This is a genomic window from Kribbella sp. NPDC051718 (assembly GCF_040681515.1).
In the GTDB taxonomy this organism is placed as follows: Bacteria; Actinomycetota; Actinomycetes; order Propionibacteriales; family Kribbellaceae; genus Kribbella.
The window spans coordinates 125840-140820 of the sequence record NZ_JBFAYZ010000015.1 but is presented as its reverse complement, the minus strand read 5'-3'; the positions used below and the strand labels follow the sequence as shown (position 1 = coordinate 140820).

The window sequence follows — 14981 nt, the reverse complement described above, 5'->3', positions numbered from 1 at the left end:
CACGGCGCGCTCAACCAGGGCTAGCCGCGTTTGAGGGTGTAGACCGTCGGGCGGAGTTTTCCGAGGAACTGGTACGCCTCCCAGTGCAGGTTTGCCTCGACATGGTGGTAGATGTCCTCGCCGTGCTCGGCGACGACCGCTTTCCTGGTACGCCGGAGTCGCGCCAGCCGCAGGAGCGCCCGGGAGACGGGTTGTGTCCGCTCCTCGGCGTACTCCCGCCACTCCGTGCCGATCACGTCCTTCTCGTCGATCACCAACCCGGCGTCGGCGAAGGCGGTCTCCAGCGTCGTCTCGTTCAGGTTGGCGATGACGTTGCCAAGATGCCGGCTCATCATCTCCGCCTCACCGGTCGTCAGCAGTTCCGTCGCCGTCTGGGTGAAGACGACCATCCGCCCATCGGCATTCAGTACGGATGCAACCCCGCCAAGGCTCCCCGCAGATCCGCCAACTGCGGCACCACCTCACGACACCAGATCAGATCGAACCGCCGCTCACTCCCGGCAAGCTCCTCCATCCCCAGTCGCTCGATGCCGATCCGCTCCCCCAGCCCAGCCGGACCGCCACGCATACACAACCCCAGCCCCCGACCTCGACACGCCGAGGTAAGCGCTTGCCGAGCGGGTTTGGGTGTGCATCGGCGGACCGGCCCGAGCGCCGGACGGACCGCCACACCATCAGACGCCCGCAAACCATCCCGACACGCCGAGCCAGACGTTGCTCCCTCGGGCTTTGATGGGCCGGCGGTCCGCCCGTTGCCCTCGGCCACCAACCTCAGCCATCCCGGTGATCGCGGCCCCGCCGCACAAGCCGCCTCGCCAAGGTGACCCATCGGCCCAGACCCCTCCGCGGGCGGGGCACAGACCGCGCACCACGGCCGTCCTTGCCGGAGCAACCCCTCAACCACGACAGCCTTCGCAGCACACCAGGCCCTCACCCGAGGGCCTGGATCGGTCAGCCGAGGAGTTCTTTGGCTATGTGGGTTACGGCGTGGCCGGTGGGGGCTTCGGGGAGGCGTAGATGTGGGTCTGGGCGCCAGGATTGCCAGTCTTCGGAGAAGGGGGTGGTCCAGGCTTCGATGTCCTGGATGGCGATGTGGGCGCTTGCGGTGATCCGGTCGGCCTCCGCCTGGGTGTAGCGGCCGGCGGCTACGGCGCCCTCCAACTCGTCTTCGTCTTTCCATTCGATCCGGCGGTCAGGGTGGATCCAGAGGTCCAGGACGTAGTCCTCGGAGGTGGTGCGCTTCGCCTCCACATCACGCTGGTGCTCGGACTCAAGGTTCACGTACCAGCCGAGGAACGTCTCGTCGGCGGACCAGAAATGCCACACGGACCAGGGCTTGCCGGTCGGCGAGACCAGCAGGATGCCGGTGCCGTGCCAGATGTCGAGCTTGAGCACCCGGTCCTCGGTGAACATGCCGAACGGACCCGCGTGCCGCATCTCGCGCCCGTCGAGCAGCACGGGCTTGATCACCGGCGTCCCGGGCGCCAGCCAGGCGACCAGCCCGTCCTCGTCGTCCCGCACCACCGTCATCGGCCGCACGTTCGGCAGCTCGCTGAACCGGCCCTGCTCCTCGTAGACCCACTCGATCCTCGTGCCGGGCGCCCAGTACAGCTCGACCCCGGTCGTCGTCTCGGCCGTCACGACCCGGCCGGCCGCGTCATCGAGAGCACGTCGAGCGCCGCGTCGAGCTGTTCCTCGGTCAGGTCGCCGTTGCTGACGTGACCGTTCTCGATCACGACCTCCCGGATCGACTTGCCCTGCTTCAGCGCGCTCTTCGCGACGGCAGCCGCGTTCTCGTAGCCGATGTACTTGTTCAGCGGCGTGACGATCGACGGCGACGACTCGGCCAGTGCGCGGGCATGCTCAACGTGAGCGGTGATGCCGTCCACGCAGCGGTCGGCCAGCAGGCGAGACGTGTTGCTCAGCAGCTGGATCGACTCGAGCAGATTGCGCGCGATCACCGGCAGCATCACGTTCAGCTCGAAGTTGCCCCCGGCCCCGGCCACCGTGATGGTGGTGTCGTTGCCGATCACCTGGGCGGCGACCATCAGCGTCGCCTCACAGATCACCGGGTTGACCTTGCCCGGCATGATGCTCGACCCCGGTTGCAGGTCCGGCAACGCGATCTCGCCAAGTCCCGCGCGCGGCCCAGACCCCATCCAACGCAGGTCATTGCAGATCTTCGTCAGGCTGACCGCGATCGTCTTCAACTGCCCCGACAACTCCACCAAAGCGTCGCGAGCACCCTGCGCCTCGAAATGGTCAGCAGCCTCACGAAGCTCCAGCCCGGTACGCCGATTCAGCTCAGCGATCACCTTCCCCGCAAACCCGGCCGGCGTGTTGATCCCCGTCCCGACAGCGGTCCCACCGAGCGGCAACTCGGTCACCCGCGGCAGCGTCGCCCGAACCCGGTCCGCACCCCGGCTGATCTGCGCCGCATACCCGTTGAACTCCTGCCCCAGCGTCACCGGCGTCGCGTCCATCAAGTGCGTCCGCCCCGACTTCACCACCGACGCGAACTCAGATCCCTTACGAGACAGGGATTCCACCAGGTGCTCCAGCGCCGGCAACAGATCCTGCACGACCCCCGCCGTCGCCGCGACGTGGATCGCCGACGGGAAGGTGTCGTTGCTCGACTGGCTGGCGTTCACGTGATCGTTCGGGTGCACCTCAGCGTCCAAAGAACGGGTCGCGAGCGTGGCCAGCACCTCGTTCACGTTCATGTTCGTCGACGTACCGGACCCGGTCTGGAACACGTCGATCGGGAACTCGGCGTCGAACTCCCCCGCCGTCACCCGGTCCGCCGCCGCGACGATGCCGTCGGCAAGCTTGCCGTCCACCACGCCCAGCTCGGCGTTCACCACCGCGGCCGACGCCTTGATCTGGGCGAGCGCGTGCACGAGAGCCGGCGCCAGCGGCTGGCCGGAGATCGGGAAGTTCTCCACCGCGCGCTGGGTCTGCGCCCGCCACAACGCGTCGCGCGGCACCTTGACCTCGCCCATCGTGTCGTGCTCGATCCTGAATTCCACGTTGTCTCCCATACCTGCAGAGTACGTGGAGACTAGGAGCCACCCTGATAGACGTAGTACGTCTCGGACCGTCCTTGCAGGGCGACGGGAACGGGCCGCACCACACACTCGCCGAAGACCTCACGCATCGCCGCCTCCAAAGCGGAAGACGCCGACGACGACCACACCGTCAACACCCCACCCGGAGCCAGCCGCCCGCGGCACTCGGCGAGGAATTCACTCTCATAGAGCGCCGAATTCTCGTTGTAGACAAGGAAGTCCGGCCCATTGTCCACATCGAGCAGCAGCCCGTCCAACGACGCCGACGGCTGAGCCAGTACGACGTCGCGTACATCCCCCACCACCACCGAGACCCGCGCGTCGTCGAGCACCGACGGCACCAGCCCCGACCGCATCCACTCGACCACAGCCGGCTCGATCTCAGCCACCAGGACCGTCGACACCCGCGTATCGGTCAACAGGGCACGCACGGTGTACCCGAGCCCCAGCCCGCCCACCAGCACCCGCGCGGGCCGTAGTACGGCATCCAGCGCAGCGGACGCCAGCAACTCCTCGCTGGACGTCTCCACGTCGTCCATCACGAAGACGCCGTTGACCCGCAGTTCCAGCGCCCCGTCCGTACGGCGGCGGAGCAGGAGTTCACCCCGCTCGCTGACCGCCCGTGCCACCTCGCCCACGCTTGAGCTCAGTACCAGCCCTTGTTCTGCGAGTGCGACCACGCGCTGCAGGGGGAGCCGTAGGTGTTGTCGATGTAGTCCAGGCCCCACTTGATCTGGGTGACCGGGTTGGTGCGCCAGTCCTTGCCGTACGCCGCCATCCGGTTGCCGGGCAGCGCTTGCGGAATGCCGTAAGCGCTCGACGAAGGATTGTCGGCGTCGACCCGCCAGCGCGACTCCTTGTTCCACAGGCTCTCCAGGCAGCCGAACTGGCTGTCCTTCCAGCCGTGGTCGGCGAGCAGGTTCTTCGCGATCTGCTTCGGCGTGCCCTCGAACTTCTTCCGCTCTGCGTCGCGGCTGGCGCGCTCCTCGCTGGAGCTGCGCTGCGTCTTCTGGAGCGCCTTGTACCGGGCCATCGCGGTGTTCTTGGCCTTCTGCCGCAGGTCCGACTGGTCCTGCGCGGCCTTGCGGGCCGACTCGACGGCCTCGATCTGGTTGCGGAGCTGAATGACCTCCTGGGCCTGCTCCGCGGGAGTCAGTTCCTTCGGCTTCGGCGACTTGGCCGCCTGGGCGCGCTCACTGTTCAGCACGGCCATCTCGGCGCGCCCGGAGACCGGGTCGGACGCGGTCGCGCTCCCAGGGGAGGCGAAGAGGTCGAGGCCTGCGACAACGGAGACGACGGCGATCCCGGTGACTGCGAGGATCGCGACGGAGCGCTTGGCTTTCATCTGTCCTTCCGAATTACCCGACCCCCGTCGGCTGCAACAGGAACATACTCTGGCCTAATCAGAGCGTGATCACAACAACGTCACAATGAACGGTGCGGCCACATGGCGTGTGGCCGCACCGGGTACCGCGAAAGTCTTACTTTCGTTTTACAGACGGGCTGCTAGAGCTGGACGTCCTCCAGCATCTCGGTCACCAGCGCGGCGATCGGCGAGCGCTCCGACCGGGTCAGCGTGACGTGGGCGAAAAGTGGGTGGCCCTTCAACTTCTCGACCACCGCGACCACGCCGTCGTGCCGGCCGACCCGCAGGTTGTCGCGCTGCGCGACGTCGTGGGTGAGCACCACCCGCGAGTTCGCGCCGATCCGGGACAGCACCGTGAGCAGCACGTTGCGCTCCAGCGACTGGGCCTCGTCGACGATCACGAACGCGTCGTGCAGCGACCGGCCGCGGATGTGGGTCAGCGGCATCACTTCGAGCATGCCGCGGTCCATCACCTCGTCGATCACGTCCGGACTGGTCAGCGCGCCCAGCGTGTCGTGCACCGCCTGCGCCCAGGGCGCCATCTTCTCCGACTCCGAGCCGGGCAGGTAGCCGAGCTCCTGGCCGCCGACCGCGAACAGCGGCCGGAAGACGACGACCTTCTTGTGCTGGCGCCGCTCCATCACCGCTTCGAGCCCGGCGCACAGGGCCAGTGCCGACTTACCGGTACCAGCGCGCCCGCCGAGCGAGATGATCCCGACGTCCGGGTCCAGCAGCAGATCCAGTGCGACCCGCTGCTCGGCCGAACGGCCGCGGAGCCCGAAGGCCTCCCGGTCGCCGCGGACCAGCCGGATCCGCTTGTCCGGCATCACCCGGCCCAGCGCGCTGCCACGCTCCGACAGCAGCACCAGCCCGGTGTGGGTGGGGAAGTCCCGCCCCTCGGGGATGTCCAGTACGCCGTCCTCGTAGAGCGAGTCGACGTCGCTGGTCGGCACCTCGATCTCGTCCATCCCGGTCCAGCCGGACTCCAGCGTCAGCTCGGCGCGGTACTCCTCCGCGTCCAGGCCGCAGGCCGAGGCCTTGACCCGCATCGGCAGGTCCTTGGAGACCAGCGTGACGTCGCGGCCCTCGGCCTGGAAGTTGCAGGCCACCGCGAGGATCCGGCTGTCGTTGTCGCCGAGCCGGAAACCGGCCGGCAGGCTCTCGGGATCGGTGTGATTCAGCTCGACCCGGAGCATTCCACCCTTCTCGCCCACTGGCAGGGGCGCGTCCAATCGTCCGTGCTGGATCCTGAGCTCGTCCATCAACCGCAACGCGGTCCGTGCGAAGTAGCCGAGCTCAGGGTGATGCCGTTTTGCCTCCAGTTCGGTGACGACGACAACCGGGATGACCACCTCGTGCTCGTCGAACCGCAGCATCGCGTGCGGGTCGGAGAGAAGCACGGAGGTGTCCAGCACGAAAGTGCGCTGGTCCGGCGTGGATGAGGGGTTTGACGCCTTGGCGTGGGTGGCAGCCATGTCGCACGTCCTCTCGGACCGCAGCGTGCACCACGCCCGGCCCACCAGTGGTTAGGTGTTGGACCGGGTCCGGACCCGGAGGTCTGGTGCAGACCCCCTCCGTCCCGCAGCACGCGCGGAACCGGAAATCAGTGAGAGTGAGACCGTGGGTCTCGGGCACTCCGTTCGGCGCCTCATGGGGCTACCGCTGAGCAATTACGTCTCATCTGATCGGGCCTCCCGGACAGCCGGCTTCCCCTCCGACCGTCACTAAGGACTGTAGGTCTGTCGCGCAAACGCCGCAGCCCGACACGCCCGGCCACGGGGTTAACGGCTTGTTACACGTTTCCCCCTACCGGGCGACGCCGTTCACCCGGCAGGGTGAGGCTGTGCGAAGGTCCGCCGCCGCACGCTGTTCGCATGCTGAAAACCACGCTCGGTCACGCCACCGCCCTGTGGTCGCTGGCCTCTGGGGTCCTGGGCATCTACTGGGCCGCAGGCGGCTCCGGCTACCCCTTCGCACGAGTCGACGACGACCACGCGACCGCCTCGATCTTGGAAGGCACGCCAGCGAGCGTGGTCGCCCCGGTGATGGCCGTACTCGGCCTCCTCGGGGCAGTGGTCGCACTACTGATGACCCATGCCCGCAGCAACCGCTTACTGCTCCCGTACGCCGTGGTGATGGCCGTCCTGCTGGCGCTCGTCATCCCCGACTACACGCCGCTGGCCATGCTCGCCCTGTCCCCCGCGCTGCTCGTCTTCGCCTTCACCGGCGTGCCCGGCGCACAGGACGGGGTCGGCGACATCCTGTACTGGCACCGGGCGAACATCCTGATCATGTTCGTCGGCGGCCTCCTGTGGGCCGCTACGGCCGTCAGCTACCACCGGCGGCTCCGCAATGCCTGCCAGAGCTGCGGACGCGACGACAGTCCACTCAAGGCCTGGCAGACCCCTGAGGGCGCCCTGCGGTGGGGACGCCGTGCGGTACTCATCGCGGTCGTCGCCAACATCCCCTACGAGTTCACCCGGGTCGCCTGGTACTTCGGCTGGGAACTCGGCATCACCCACGATTTCCACCAGATGATGGCCGACACGCCCGGCATGCTCGAGATGGGCCTCGGGATGGCCGCCATGGGCATCGGCGGCAGCATCCTCACCCACGGCCTCGTGCACCGCTGGGGTGAGGTCTGCCCCCGCTGGATCTGGTTCAAGGCCGGCCGCCGCGTCCCACCCCTGCTAGCCATCGTCCCCGCGTCGATGGTGGCGGTCGTCTTGATCCCCGCCGGCCTGATGAACATCCGCCTCCCCGGCGACAACGCAGGCTCCGAGTGGGGTCTGGCCCTACCCGGCACCCTCTGGGTCGTCTGGGGAGCAGGCCTAGGCGCTGCCACCTACGCCTACTACCTCAGACGCCGTACTACGTGCCGCCGCTGTGGCCGGGGTGCGCCAGAGGCCGCGGTACTCACGTCCCGAAGCGGCGCTCTCGTTGGGCGTAGCTCCGAATAGCGCGCAGGAAGTCGACGTGGCGGAAGTCCGGCCAGAGGGCTTCGCAGAAGTAGAACTCGCTCAGGGCGCTCTGCCAGAGAAGGAAGCCGCCCAGGCGCTGCTCCCCCGACGTCCGGATCACCAGGTCCGGGTCGGGCTGACCCTTGGTGTAGAGGTGCTCGGCGATGTGCTCGACGTCGACCCGCTCGGCCAGCTCCTCGATCGAGATGCCCTTCGCGGCTTCCTCGAGCAGCAGCGACCTGACCGCGTCGGCCAGTTCGCGGCGGCCGCCATAGCCGACGGCCACGTTGACCAGCATGCCGTCGACGTTCTGGGTGGCGGTCTCAGCACCCTTCAGTACTTCGGCTGTCGCCGCCGGCAGCAGGTCGAGCGCGCCGACCGGATGGAGCCGCCACTGGCCGATCGTGGTCAGCTCCTCGACGGTCGACTCGATGATCCGCAGCAGCGGCCCGAGCTCCTCGGCCGGCCGGGTCAGGTTGTCGGTGGACAGCATCCAGACCGTGACGACCTTGACGCCGACCTCGTCGCACCAGTGCAGGAACTCGGTGATCTTGGTCGCACCGGCCTCGTGGCCGCGCGCCACCGGATCGCCCGTCGCCCGGGCCCAGCGCCGGTTGCCGTCGATGATCACGCCGATGTGGCGGGGCATCCGGTCCGGTGACAGCGATCGCGCCAGCCGGCGCTCGTACAGCCCGTAGACCACGTCGCGCAGCTTTGCTTTGCCAGGTGTCCGCATGGGCAGGTGCTCTCCTCAGAAGCTCTCCGGCTTCTGAGGCTAGCCGAGATTTCCGCTTCCGTAGAGTGATCGAACTTTTCCCGGAGTTTGGGCGTCGGACACTCCGGGAACCGGTTCGCTGCGGTGATCTGGCCTACATTTCATGCTGATTGATGACTGAACCTACGGTTGCGTAGGTACGGTTGGGTAAGTAGACCGACGCCCCCATGCGAGAGGACGCCGATGACGGCCAGGACCGCCCCCACTTCGACCAGCGCAGCTCCGCACGAGCACGGGCACACACTGACCGAACGGCTCGCCCCACTGAAGCCGAAGCTGCGCGGCTGGCTGCACGCCGGCACCTTCCCGTTCGCGACCGCGGCCGGCATCGTGCTGATCTGCCTGGCGCCGAGCACGAGCGCTCGCTGGGCCGCCGCCGTCTACACGATGGGCTCGATGCTGCTGTTCGGCATCTCCGCGCTGTACCACCGGTTCTACTGGGGCCCGACCGGCGAGGCGATCCTGCGCCGGCTCGACCACAGCAACATCTTCTTGCTGATCGCCGGCACCTACACCCCACTGGGGGTGGTGCTGCTGCGCGGCGACGACCGGATCCTGCTACTCAGCCTGGCCTGGGGCGGCGCACTGATCGGCATCCTGTTCCGGATCTTCTGGGTCGGCGCCCCGCGCTGGCTCTACACCCCGATCTACCTGGCCCTGGGCTGGGTCGCGATCTTCTGGATGGGCGACTTCTACCACCTGGGCGGCGCGTCCGTGGTGGCACTGCTGGCGGTCGGCGGCGGGCTCTACTCGATCGGCGCGGTCATCTACGGCACCAAGCGGCCGAACCCGTCACCCCTGTGGTTCGGCTTCCACGAGATCTTCCACGCCTGCACGGTCGCGGCCTTCATCTGCCACTACATCGCGGTCAGCATCGCGACGTACCGCAGCTAGGGCCTGGAAAGCCACTCCAGCTCTTCGTCCAGCGGGCCGCAGACCTCGACCAGCGCCTCCCGGAGCAGCTCGAACTTCTCCTCGCCGAGCCGTCGCTTCCACTCCTGCTCGACCCGGTCGATCGACGCCCGGCTGAACTCCATCGCCCGGTCGCCTTCAGCGGTACGCCGGACCAGCCGCACCCGCCGATCCCCGGCCACCCGTTCGGATTCGGCGTACCCGCGTTCCTGCAGGTAGTCGACGTGTTGCCCGAGCCCCTGCTTGGTCATCCCGGCGATCTCGGCCAGGTCGGTGATCCGCGCCCCGCTGTCCGGGATCAGCTCCAGCAACCGGAAGTGGGACACCCGCAACCCGGGGAACTGTTCCTCGCCGTCAACCAGGATCTCCTCGCGCAACCGCTTGAGCGCCAGCCCGAGCAGCCCGGCGATGTGCAGCCCACGGAGTCCCTCAGCATGGCCCGAAAGGGCGTTGACGGAAGTCATAAGGCAACTTTACTATCTCGGTAGTAAGGCTGCTTTACTTCTTTGGCGCGGCGGATCTTTAAGGTGAGCTGAAGACTCGGCGGCAGCATCGAAGCACTACCGAATGCCGGGGGGACCTATGAACACCACCACTGTCAGCGACGGACTGGCCGAGCTCGGCCGGGACGCACCCGACGAGCGCGCGCTCGCCTGCCTCGTCCGCGAGGTGACCGGCCTGCCGGGCGCCGTACCGACCTCGACGCGGGTCGAGCCGGTCGACTACGAGATCGGTACGCCGAGCACCGAGGCCCTACTGCGCGTCCTCGGCACCGCCGAGCTCCACTCCGGCGAGACGGTCGAATGGTCCGTCTTCGTCAAGAAGCTCGCATCGGTCCGGCACTGGCCGATGATCCACCTGGTCCCGGAACCGTTCCGGGAGGCGTTCATCCAGAACCTCCCCTGGCAGCTCGAAGTCAAGGTCCACCACAGCGACATCGCGACCGTGCTCCCGGACGGCCTCCGGCTGCCGATGCTGTACCGCGCCGACGAGTACGACGACGACCGCGCGACCCTGTGGATGGAAAACGTCCACCAGGCCCCCGGCCGCTGGTCGCTGGGCCGTTTCGAACACGCCGCGAACCTGCTCGGCAGGCTGTCGGCCCGCCGCCAGGTCCACCTGGTCGAGCCGCTGTTCCCCCGCGGCAACGTCCACGTCCCGGGAGTCGGTCTCCGGTACTACACCGGCGGCCGCGTCCTGACCAGCGCGATCCCGCTGCTCGCCGACGACCAGACCTGGCAGCACCCGTTGCTGGCCCAGGCGATCTGCTCGACCGGCGACCACGGTCTCCGGGACGAGCTACTCGAGTTGGCGAACCGGCTGCCCGGAGTACTGGATCGCTTGGACACGTTGCCTCAGACGTACCAGCACGGGGACGCGAGTCCGCAGAACCTGCTGGTGCCGGAGGACAAGCAGGACGAGTTCGTCGTGATCGACTGGGGCTTCGACTGCCCGCAGGCGATCGGGTTCGACCTCGGCCAGCTCCTGGTCGGCCTCGCGCACGCCGGCGAGCTCGCGGCGGAGGAGCTGCCGACCATCCATACGGTCATCCTCGCGGCGTTCCTGGAGGGCGTGGCCGCGGAGGGGATGACGGTGTCCGAGGAAGAGGTGCGGTACGGCTACCTCGGCTCGCTGATGGCCCGCGCGACCTTCACGGCACTGCCTTTGGAGCAGCTCGGCAAGACCACTGAGTGCGGGATCGAGCTCTTCGAGCAACGTGTCCGGCTCACCCGCACGCTGGTGAACCTGGTCTCCACCATCAGCTAGGCGTCAGTACGAAAACGCGGATCGCCCGGCCGCTGCGTTCGACGTACGTGTCGTAGGCAGGCCAGACCTTGGTGACGAGTGGCCAGACCCGGTCCCGCTCCGCTCCTTCCGCGAGGACGGCGCGGACCGGGATGTCCCGGTCACCTTCGAGGGAGATGGTCGCCTCGCCGGCGGCGAGTAGGTTGCCCGACCAGGCCGGGTGGTGTTCCTGCCCCCAGTTCGAGGCGGTGACGACGAAGCTGTCACCGTCCGGCGCATAGATCAGCGGCACCGTCCGGGGCAGTCCGGACTTCCGGCCCTTGGTCGTCAGAAGCAAAGTAGGCAAGGCGGATCGGCCGAGAATGGTGATCCGGCTGTTCGTCTTTCGTTGCAGCCAACGGTCTATTGGTACCAAGTTGCGGCCGGCCACCGCGAACCACTGCCGATGCCCTAACGAGCGGATGACATTCGTGTACCAGCCCATGCACGAAGTCTGCCGTCACCGGCAAAGTTGGGTATGCATGGGGTGTGAAAAACATTCGGTTCGTACTACTGGCAGCCGCCGCCGGTCTGATTCTGACCGGATGCGGTGATGACTCCGGCGCGGGCGGCACGCCGTCCGCCTCCAACAACCCGAGCACCCCGATCGCCAGCCTGCCGTCGCCGAGCACCACGACCGGGACCGGCCTCCCGCTGACGGTCAGCCGGACCGGTGGGTTCGCCGGGTTCAACGATCAGGTCGTGGTCGGTACCGACGGCATCGCGAGCGTCAGCTCGATGGGCAAGGCCGGCAAGTGCAAGCTGGAAACCGGCTTCCTCAACACCCTGACCGACGCGGTGAAGCAGGTCGACTGGGCCTCCGTCGGTGTCACCAAGCCCACCATCCGGCACCCGGACGACATGATCATCGCGGTCTCCGCGAGCGGCGGGCTGGCCCGGCTCGACGACCCGAAGCTGAAGCCGCTGGTGGCCCCGGTGGGCACGCTGCTCACCGAAGCCACCAAACCCGGCAATCTGTGCAAGCCGGTCTGACTCAGCTGGTGGTGAGCGCCACGTCGTCGACCACGAAGCTCGTCTGCAACGACGAGTCCTCCTGGCCGAGGAACTTGACGGTGATCGTTTTGCCCTTGTAGGCAAGGACGTTGAACGTCTTCTGGGTGTACGTCGTATTCTTGTTCAGGTTCGAGTACGTCGCCAGCGTGGTCGTCGTCGATCCGTCGACCACCTGCACCTTCACCGTGTCGTACACCGTCGAGCTGGTCGTCTCGGCGGTGTCGATCCGGATCCACAACGACAGCGCCGCCGCGGTCGCGGTCGACGGGATGGCCACCGACTGGCCGATGTTCTCGCTGCTGGTGTTGCCGTTGCCCTGCAGCCAGGCCTTGTAGGTCCCGGCGTGCGCGGGCTTCGAACTGCTGTTGGTGATGACACCGGTGGTACCGGTCCAGTTCACCGCGCCCGACTCGAAGCCCGGGTTCTGGATCAGGTTCGGGCCGGTCGGCGGAACGGTGCCGCCGTAGTCCTTCTGCGCGTAGTTCCAGACCATGTGACCGATCGCGTCGATCTGCCGGTCGAGCGAGGTCAGGTTGAGGTTGTTGATGGTGTCGCAGGAGCGGTGGTAGCAGGCGTCGAACGCGGTGTTCGCCGTACCGCCCCACTTGGTCGCCTGGGCCGACGTCTTGATCTCCTCGGCGCCGGAGAAGGTCCCGGCGGTCGGGATGCCGAGCGACCGGAACGCAGCGTGGTCGGACCGGCCCTGGACGTCGATGTACTCGGTCTGGATGCTCTTGCCGGTGAAGTAGGCCTTCAGGTCGTCGCGGGCGCCGTTGCCGGCCGGGTTGTCGTCGTAGATGAAGTAACCCGGGTTCGGCGACGCGATCATGTCGTAGTTCATGTACAGCTCGACCTTGGCGCGCTCGGCCGACGGCAGGTTGTTGACGTAGTACTTCGACCCGAGCAGGCCGAGCTCCTCAGCTCCCCAGAAGCCGAAGCGCAGTCTGTTCTTGGGTACCTGGCCGCTCGCGGCGTACGCCAGTGCGGTCTCCAGGACACCCGCGCTGCCGCTGCCGTTGTCGTTGATACCCGGGCCGGCGCTGACGCTGTCCAGGTGCGAGCCGGTCATCACGACGTGGTTGGCGTCGCCTTGCGGCCATTCGGCGATCACGTTGTACGACGTACCGGCCGAGGTCGAGAACGACTGCAGCGTGGTGGTGAAGCCGGCCGCGTCGAGCTTCGACTTCACCCAGTTGGCCGAGGCCAGATAGCCGGGGCGGCCGGTGTAGCGGTTGCCGCTGTTCGCGGTGGCGATCGACTGGAGCTGGTCCAGGTGCGCCTTGGTGTTGGTGACGGAGATGTCGGGTGAGTCGACGGCGTTGGCGGCAGATCCCGGGACGAGGATCGCGGTGGCGACGAGAGCGACGCCGAGTACGCCGTACAGGCTTGGTTTCAGGGGGGACTTGAGCATGGGCGGATACTCCTTTGCCTCACAAAGGAACGACCCCGGCGCGGGCCTTGATGAGACCCGCGCCGGAATCAGGTGTCAGCAGGCAGCTGAGCCTGCCGGAACCGAAATGCCGCTGAATGCGGCCTGAACGCCCTTGCACTGAGCGGAACCAGCGCCGTACAGCTCCTTGGCGGAGGTGATCGCGCCGTTGCGGGCGTCCTTGTAGGTCGAGCCCGAGCTGAGCTTGGTGCTCAGCGTGCGGTACCAGACCTTGGCGGCAACATCCCGGCCAACGCCGGCGAACGTGGTGCCGTTGCAGGAGGTGCTGTTGTAGTTGACGCCGTTGATCGTCTTGGCGCCAGTGCCCTCGGAGGCCAGGTAGAACCAGTGGTTCAGCGGGCCGGAGGAGTAGTGCGGGTCGAGCCCGCCGGTGCTGGTCGTCCAGCAGTCCTTGCTGCGACCGTCCTTGGACGGCTTGTCCATGTAACGCAGCGGCGTGCCGTTGCCGTTGATGTTGATCTTCTCGCCGATCAAGTAGTCACCGACGTCGCTGGCGTTGTTGGCGTAGAACTCCACCATGGTGCCGAAGATGTCGCTGGTGGCCTCGTTCAGGCCGCCCGCGTCGCCCGAGTAGTTCAGGTTGGCGGTCGCCTCGGTGACACCGTGGCTCATCTCGTGACCGGCCACGTCGATCGCGGTCAACGGGTGCGTGTTGCCCGACCCGTCGCCGTACGTCATCTGGGTGCCGTCCCAGAACGCGTTCACGTAGCTGTTGCCGTAGTGAACCCGGGAGCGCGCGCCCTGGCCGTTGTTGAAGATGCCGTTCCGGCCGTGCACGTTCTTGTAGTAGTCCCAGGTCAACTGGGAGCCGTAGTGCGCGTCGACGCCGGCGGTCTGCCGGTTCGAAGCGGCACCGGTGCCCCAGATGTTGTCCGCGTCGGTGAAGGTGGTGCCGGCGCCGGACGATCCACCGTTCAGGTCCGTGGTGTAGTTGCCGCCACGGGAGGTGTCCTTCATGACGAAGTTGGGCGCGCTGCCCGACGTACCGATCGTCACGGTACCGGCGTACATGGACTTTCCGGTGCCGGTCTTGACCTCGTCGTCGGAGGCCAGCAACGCGCCGGTGTTCGCGTCGATGAACGAGTGCAGCACCGACGGGGTCTGGTCGGCCTTGACCCCGGTGGTGACGACCTCGTAGGCCAGTACCGGCTTGGCTGGGGTCACGTAGACGACCAGCGTGCCCTGGTTGCCGGTGGCCTTGAAGCCGGCCGCCTTCGCACCCTTGGCCAGCGCCGCGGACTGCGACAGCGTGGGCTTGGTCGACTTGACGCCGACCCCGGTCGCGTTGCGGTTGTAGGTGACGCTGCTGATCGCGCCGGCGCCGGTGCGCTTCACGATCAGGTCGCCGCCGGCCACCTTCAGGCCGTTGAACGTCCGCTCGTACCGGACGAACTCGGTGCCGTCGGCATCTTTCACCACATCCTTGACCTGGAGAACCTCACCCTTGCCCAGCCCGAGCGCGGCCGCGGTCTTCGCGGACAGCGTCTGCTCGGACTGGACGGCGGCCGGCTGGTCGAAGCCGGAAGCGGGCAACGGGGCGGAGCGGACAGACGCGCCGGCCGGCGCGATCGCCAGGCCCGCGGCCGCCAGAACGGCAACTGCCCCTACAGATGTCAATCTCTTCACAACAGCACTCCTCACGGTTTCGTCG

16 protein-coding genes are annotated in these 14981 nt (G+C 67.4%); 4 read left to right on the top strand and 12 right to left on the bottom strand.

Features of this window, described 5'->3' with window-relative positions; all coding sequences use genetic code 11:
- Positions 1-20: 20 nt before the first annotated feature.
- From AB0M15_RS38500 to AB0M15_RS38470, 7 genes are all read right to left on the bottom strand, one after another.
- Positions 21-389 (bottom strand): hypothetical protein, encoded by a 369-nt coding sequence (locus AB0M15_RS38500; RefSeq protein WP_363830909.1) that lies wholly within the window; start codon positions 387-389, stop codon positions 21-23.
- 14 nt (positions 390-403) lie between these two features.
- On the bottom strand, positions 404-568 hold the full coding sequence (locus AB0M15_RS38495; RefSeq protein WP_363830906.1) for a hypothetical protein: 165 nt from the start codon (positions 566-568) through the stop codon (positions 404-406).
- Between the two features lie 383 nt (positions 569-951).
- Complete coding sequence (locus AB0M15_RS38490; protein WP_363830902.1) at positions 952-1641, bottom strand: DUF402 domain-containing protein; 690 nt, start codon at positions 1639-1641, stop codon at positions 952-954.
- Entirely contained in the window at positions 1638-3041 is a 1404-nt protein-coding gene (locus AB0M15_RS38485) for a class II fumarate hydratase (RefSeq protein WP_363830899.1), read from the bottom strand. The genes AB0M15_RS38490 and AB0M15_RS38485 overlap by 4 nt, the downstream gene beginning before the upstream one ends.
- Positions 3042-3061: 20 nt before the next feature.
- The gene (locus AB0M15_RS38480) at positions 3062-3706 is read right to left on the bottom strand and encodes a hypothetical protein (RefSeq protein ID WP_363830896.1); all 645 of its coding nucleotides are present in this window, start codon (positions 3704-3706) and stop codon (positions 3062-3064) included.
- Between the two features lie 8 nt (positions 3707-3714).
- A complete protein-coding gene (locus AB0M15_RS38475) occupies positions 3715-4413 on the bottom strand; it encodes a hypothetical protein (protein ID WP_363830894.1) in 699 nt (232 codons plus the stop codon).
- 161 nt (positions 4414-4574) lie between these two features.
- Positions 4575-5909: a PhoH family protein gene (locus AB0M15_RS38470; RefSeq protein ID WP_328328195.1), complete on the bottom strand. Its 1335-nt coding sequence runs from the start codon at positions 5907-5909 to the stop codon at positions 4575-4577.
- 399 nt (positions 5910-6308) lie between these two features.
- Here AB0M15_RS38470 and AB0M15_RS38465 point away from each other — a divergent pair, with 399 nt between their 5' ends.
- Entirely contained in the window at positions 6309-7394 is a 1086-nt protein-coding gene (locus tag AB0M15_RS38465) for an NYN domain-containing protein (protein ID WP_363830889.1), read from the top strand.
- Here the strand turns inward: AB0M15_RS38465 and AB0M15_RS38460 are convergent.
- Entirely contained in the window at positions 7351-8130 is a 780-nt protein-coding gene (locus AB0M15_RS38460; RefSeq protein WP_363830886.1) for an isoprenyl transferase, read from the bottom strand. The two genes, AB0M15_RS38465 and AB0M15_RS38460, sit on opposite strands and share 44 nt — an antisense overlap.
- 222 nt (positions 8131-8352) lie before the next feature.
- On the opposite strand from AB0M15_RS38460, the gene AB0M15_RS38455 reads away from it, so the two are divergent.
- The gene (locus tag AB0M15_RS38455; protein ID WP_363830883.1) at positions 8353-9063 is read left to right on the top strand and encodes a hemolysin III family protein; all 711 of its coding nucleotides are present in this window, start codon (positions 8353-8355) and stop codon (positions 9061-9063) included.
- Here AB0M15_RS38455 and AB0M15_RS38450 read toward each other — a convergent pair.
- On the bottom strand, positions 9060-9545 hold the full coding sequence (locus AB0M15_RS38450) for a MarR family winged helix-turn-helix transcriptional regulator (protein ID WP_363830879.1): 486 nt from the start codon (positions 9543-9545) through the stop codon (positions 9060-9062). The genes AB0M15_RS38455 and AB0M15_RS38450 overlap by 4 nt on opposite strands.
- A 118-nt stretch (positions 9546-9663) precedes the next feature.
- Between AB0M15_RS38450 and AB0M15_RS38445 the strand changes: the two genes are divergently transcribed.
- Entirely contained in the window at positions 9664-10848 is a 1185-nt protein-coding gene (locus AB0M15_RS38445) for a phosphotransferase (RefSeq protein ID WP_363830875.1), read from the top strand.
- Here AB0M15_RS38445 and AB0M15_RS38440 read toward each other — a convergent pair.
- A complete protein-coding gene (locus AB0M15_RS38440; protein ID WP_363830872.1) occupies positions 10841-11311 on the bottom strand; it encodes a nitroreductase family deazaflavin-dependent oxidoreductase in 471 nt (156 codons plus the stop codon). The two genes, AB0M15_RS38445 and AB0M15_RS38440, sit on opposite strands and share 8 nt — an antisense overlap.
- 44 nt (positions 11312-11355) lie before the next feature.
- Here AB0M15_RS38440 and AB0M15_RS38435 point away from each other — a divergent pair, with 44 nt between their 5' ends.
- On the top strand, positions 11356-11859 hold the full coding sequence (locus AB0M15_RS38435; protein WP_363830869.1) for a hypothetical protein: 504 nt from the start codon (positions 11356-11358) through the stop codon (positions 11857-11859).
- Between the two features lies 1 nt (position 11860).
- Here the strand turns inward: AB0M15_RS38435 and AB0M15_RS38430 are convergent, their stop codons facing one another.
- A complete protein-coding gene (locus AB0M15_RS38430; protein ID WP_363830866.1) occupies positions 11861-13291 on the bottom strand; it encodes a M28 family peptidase in 1431 nt (476 codons plus the stop codon).
- Between the two features lie 75 nt (positions 13292-13366).
- The gene (locus AB0M15_RS38425) at positions 13367-14956 is read right to left on the bottom strand and encodes a M4 family metallopeptidase (protein WP_363830863.1); all 1590 of its coding nucleotides are present in this window, start codon (positions 14954-14956) and stop codon (positions 13367-13369) included.
- Positions 14957-14981: the final 25 nt, after the last annotated feature.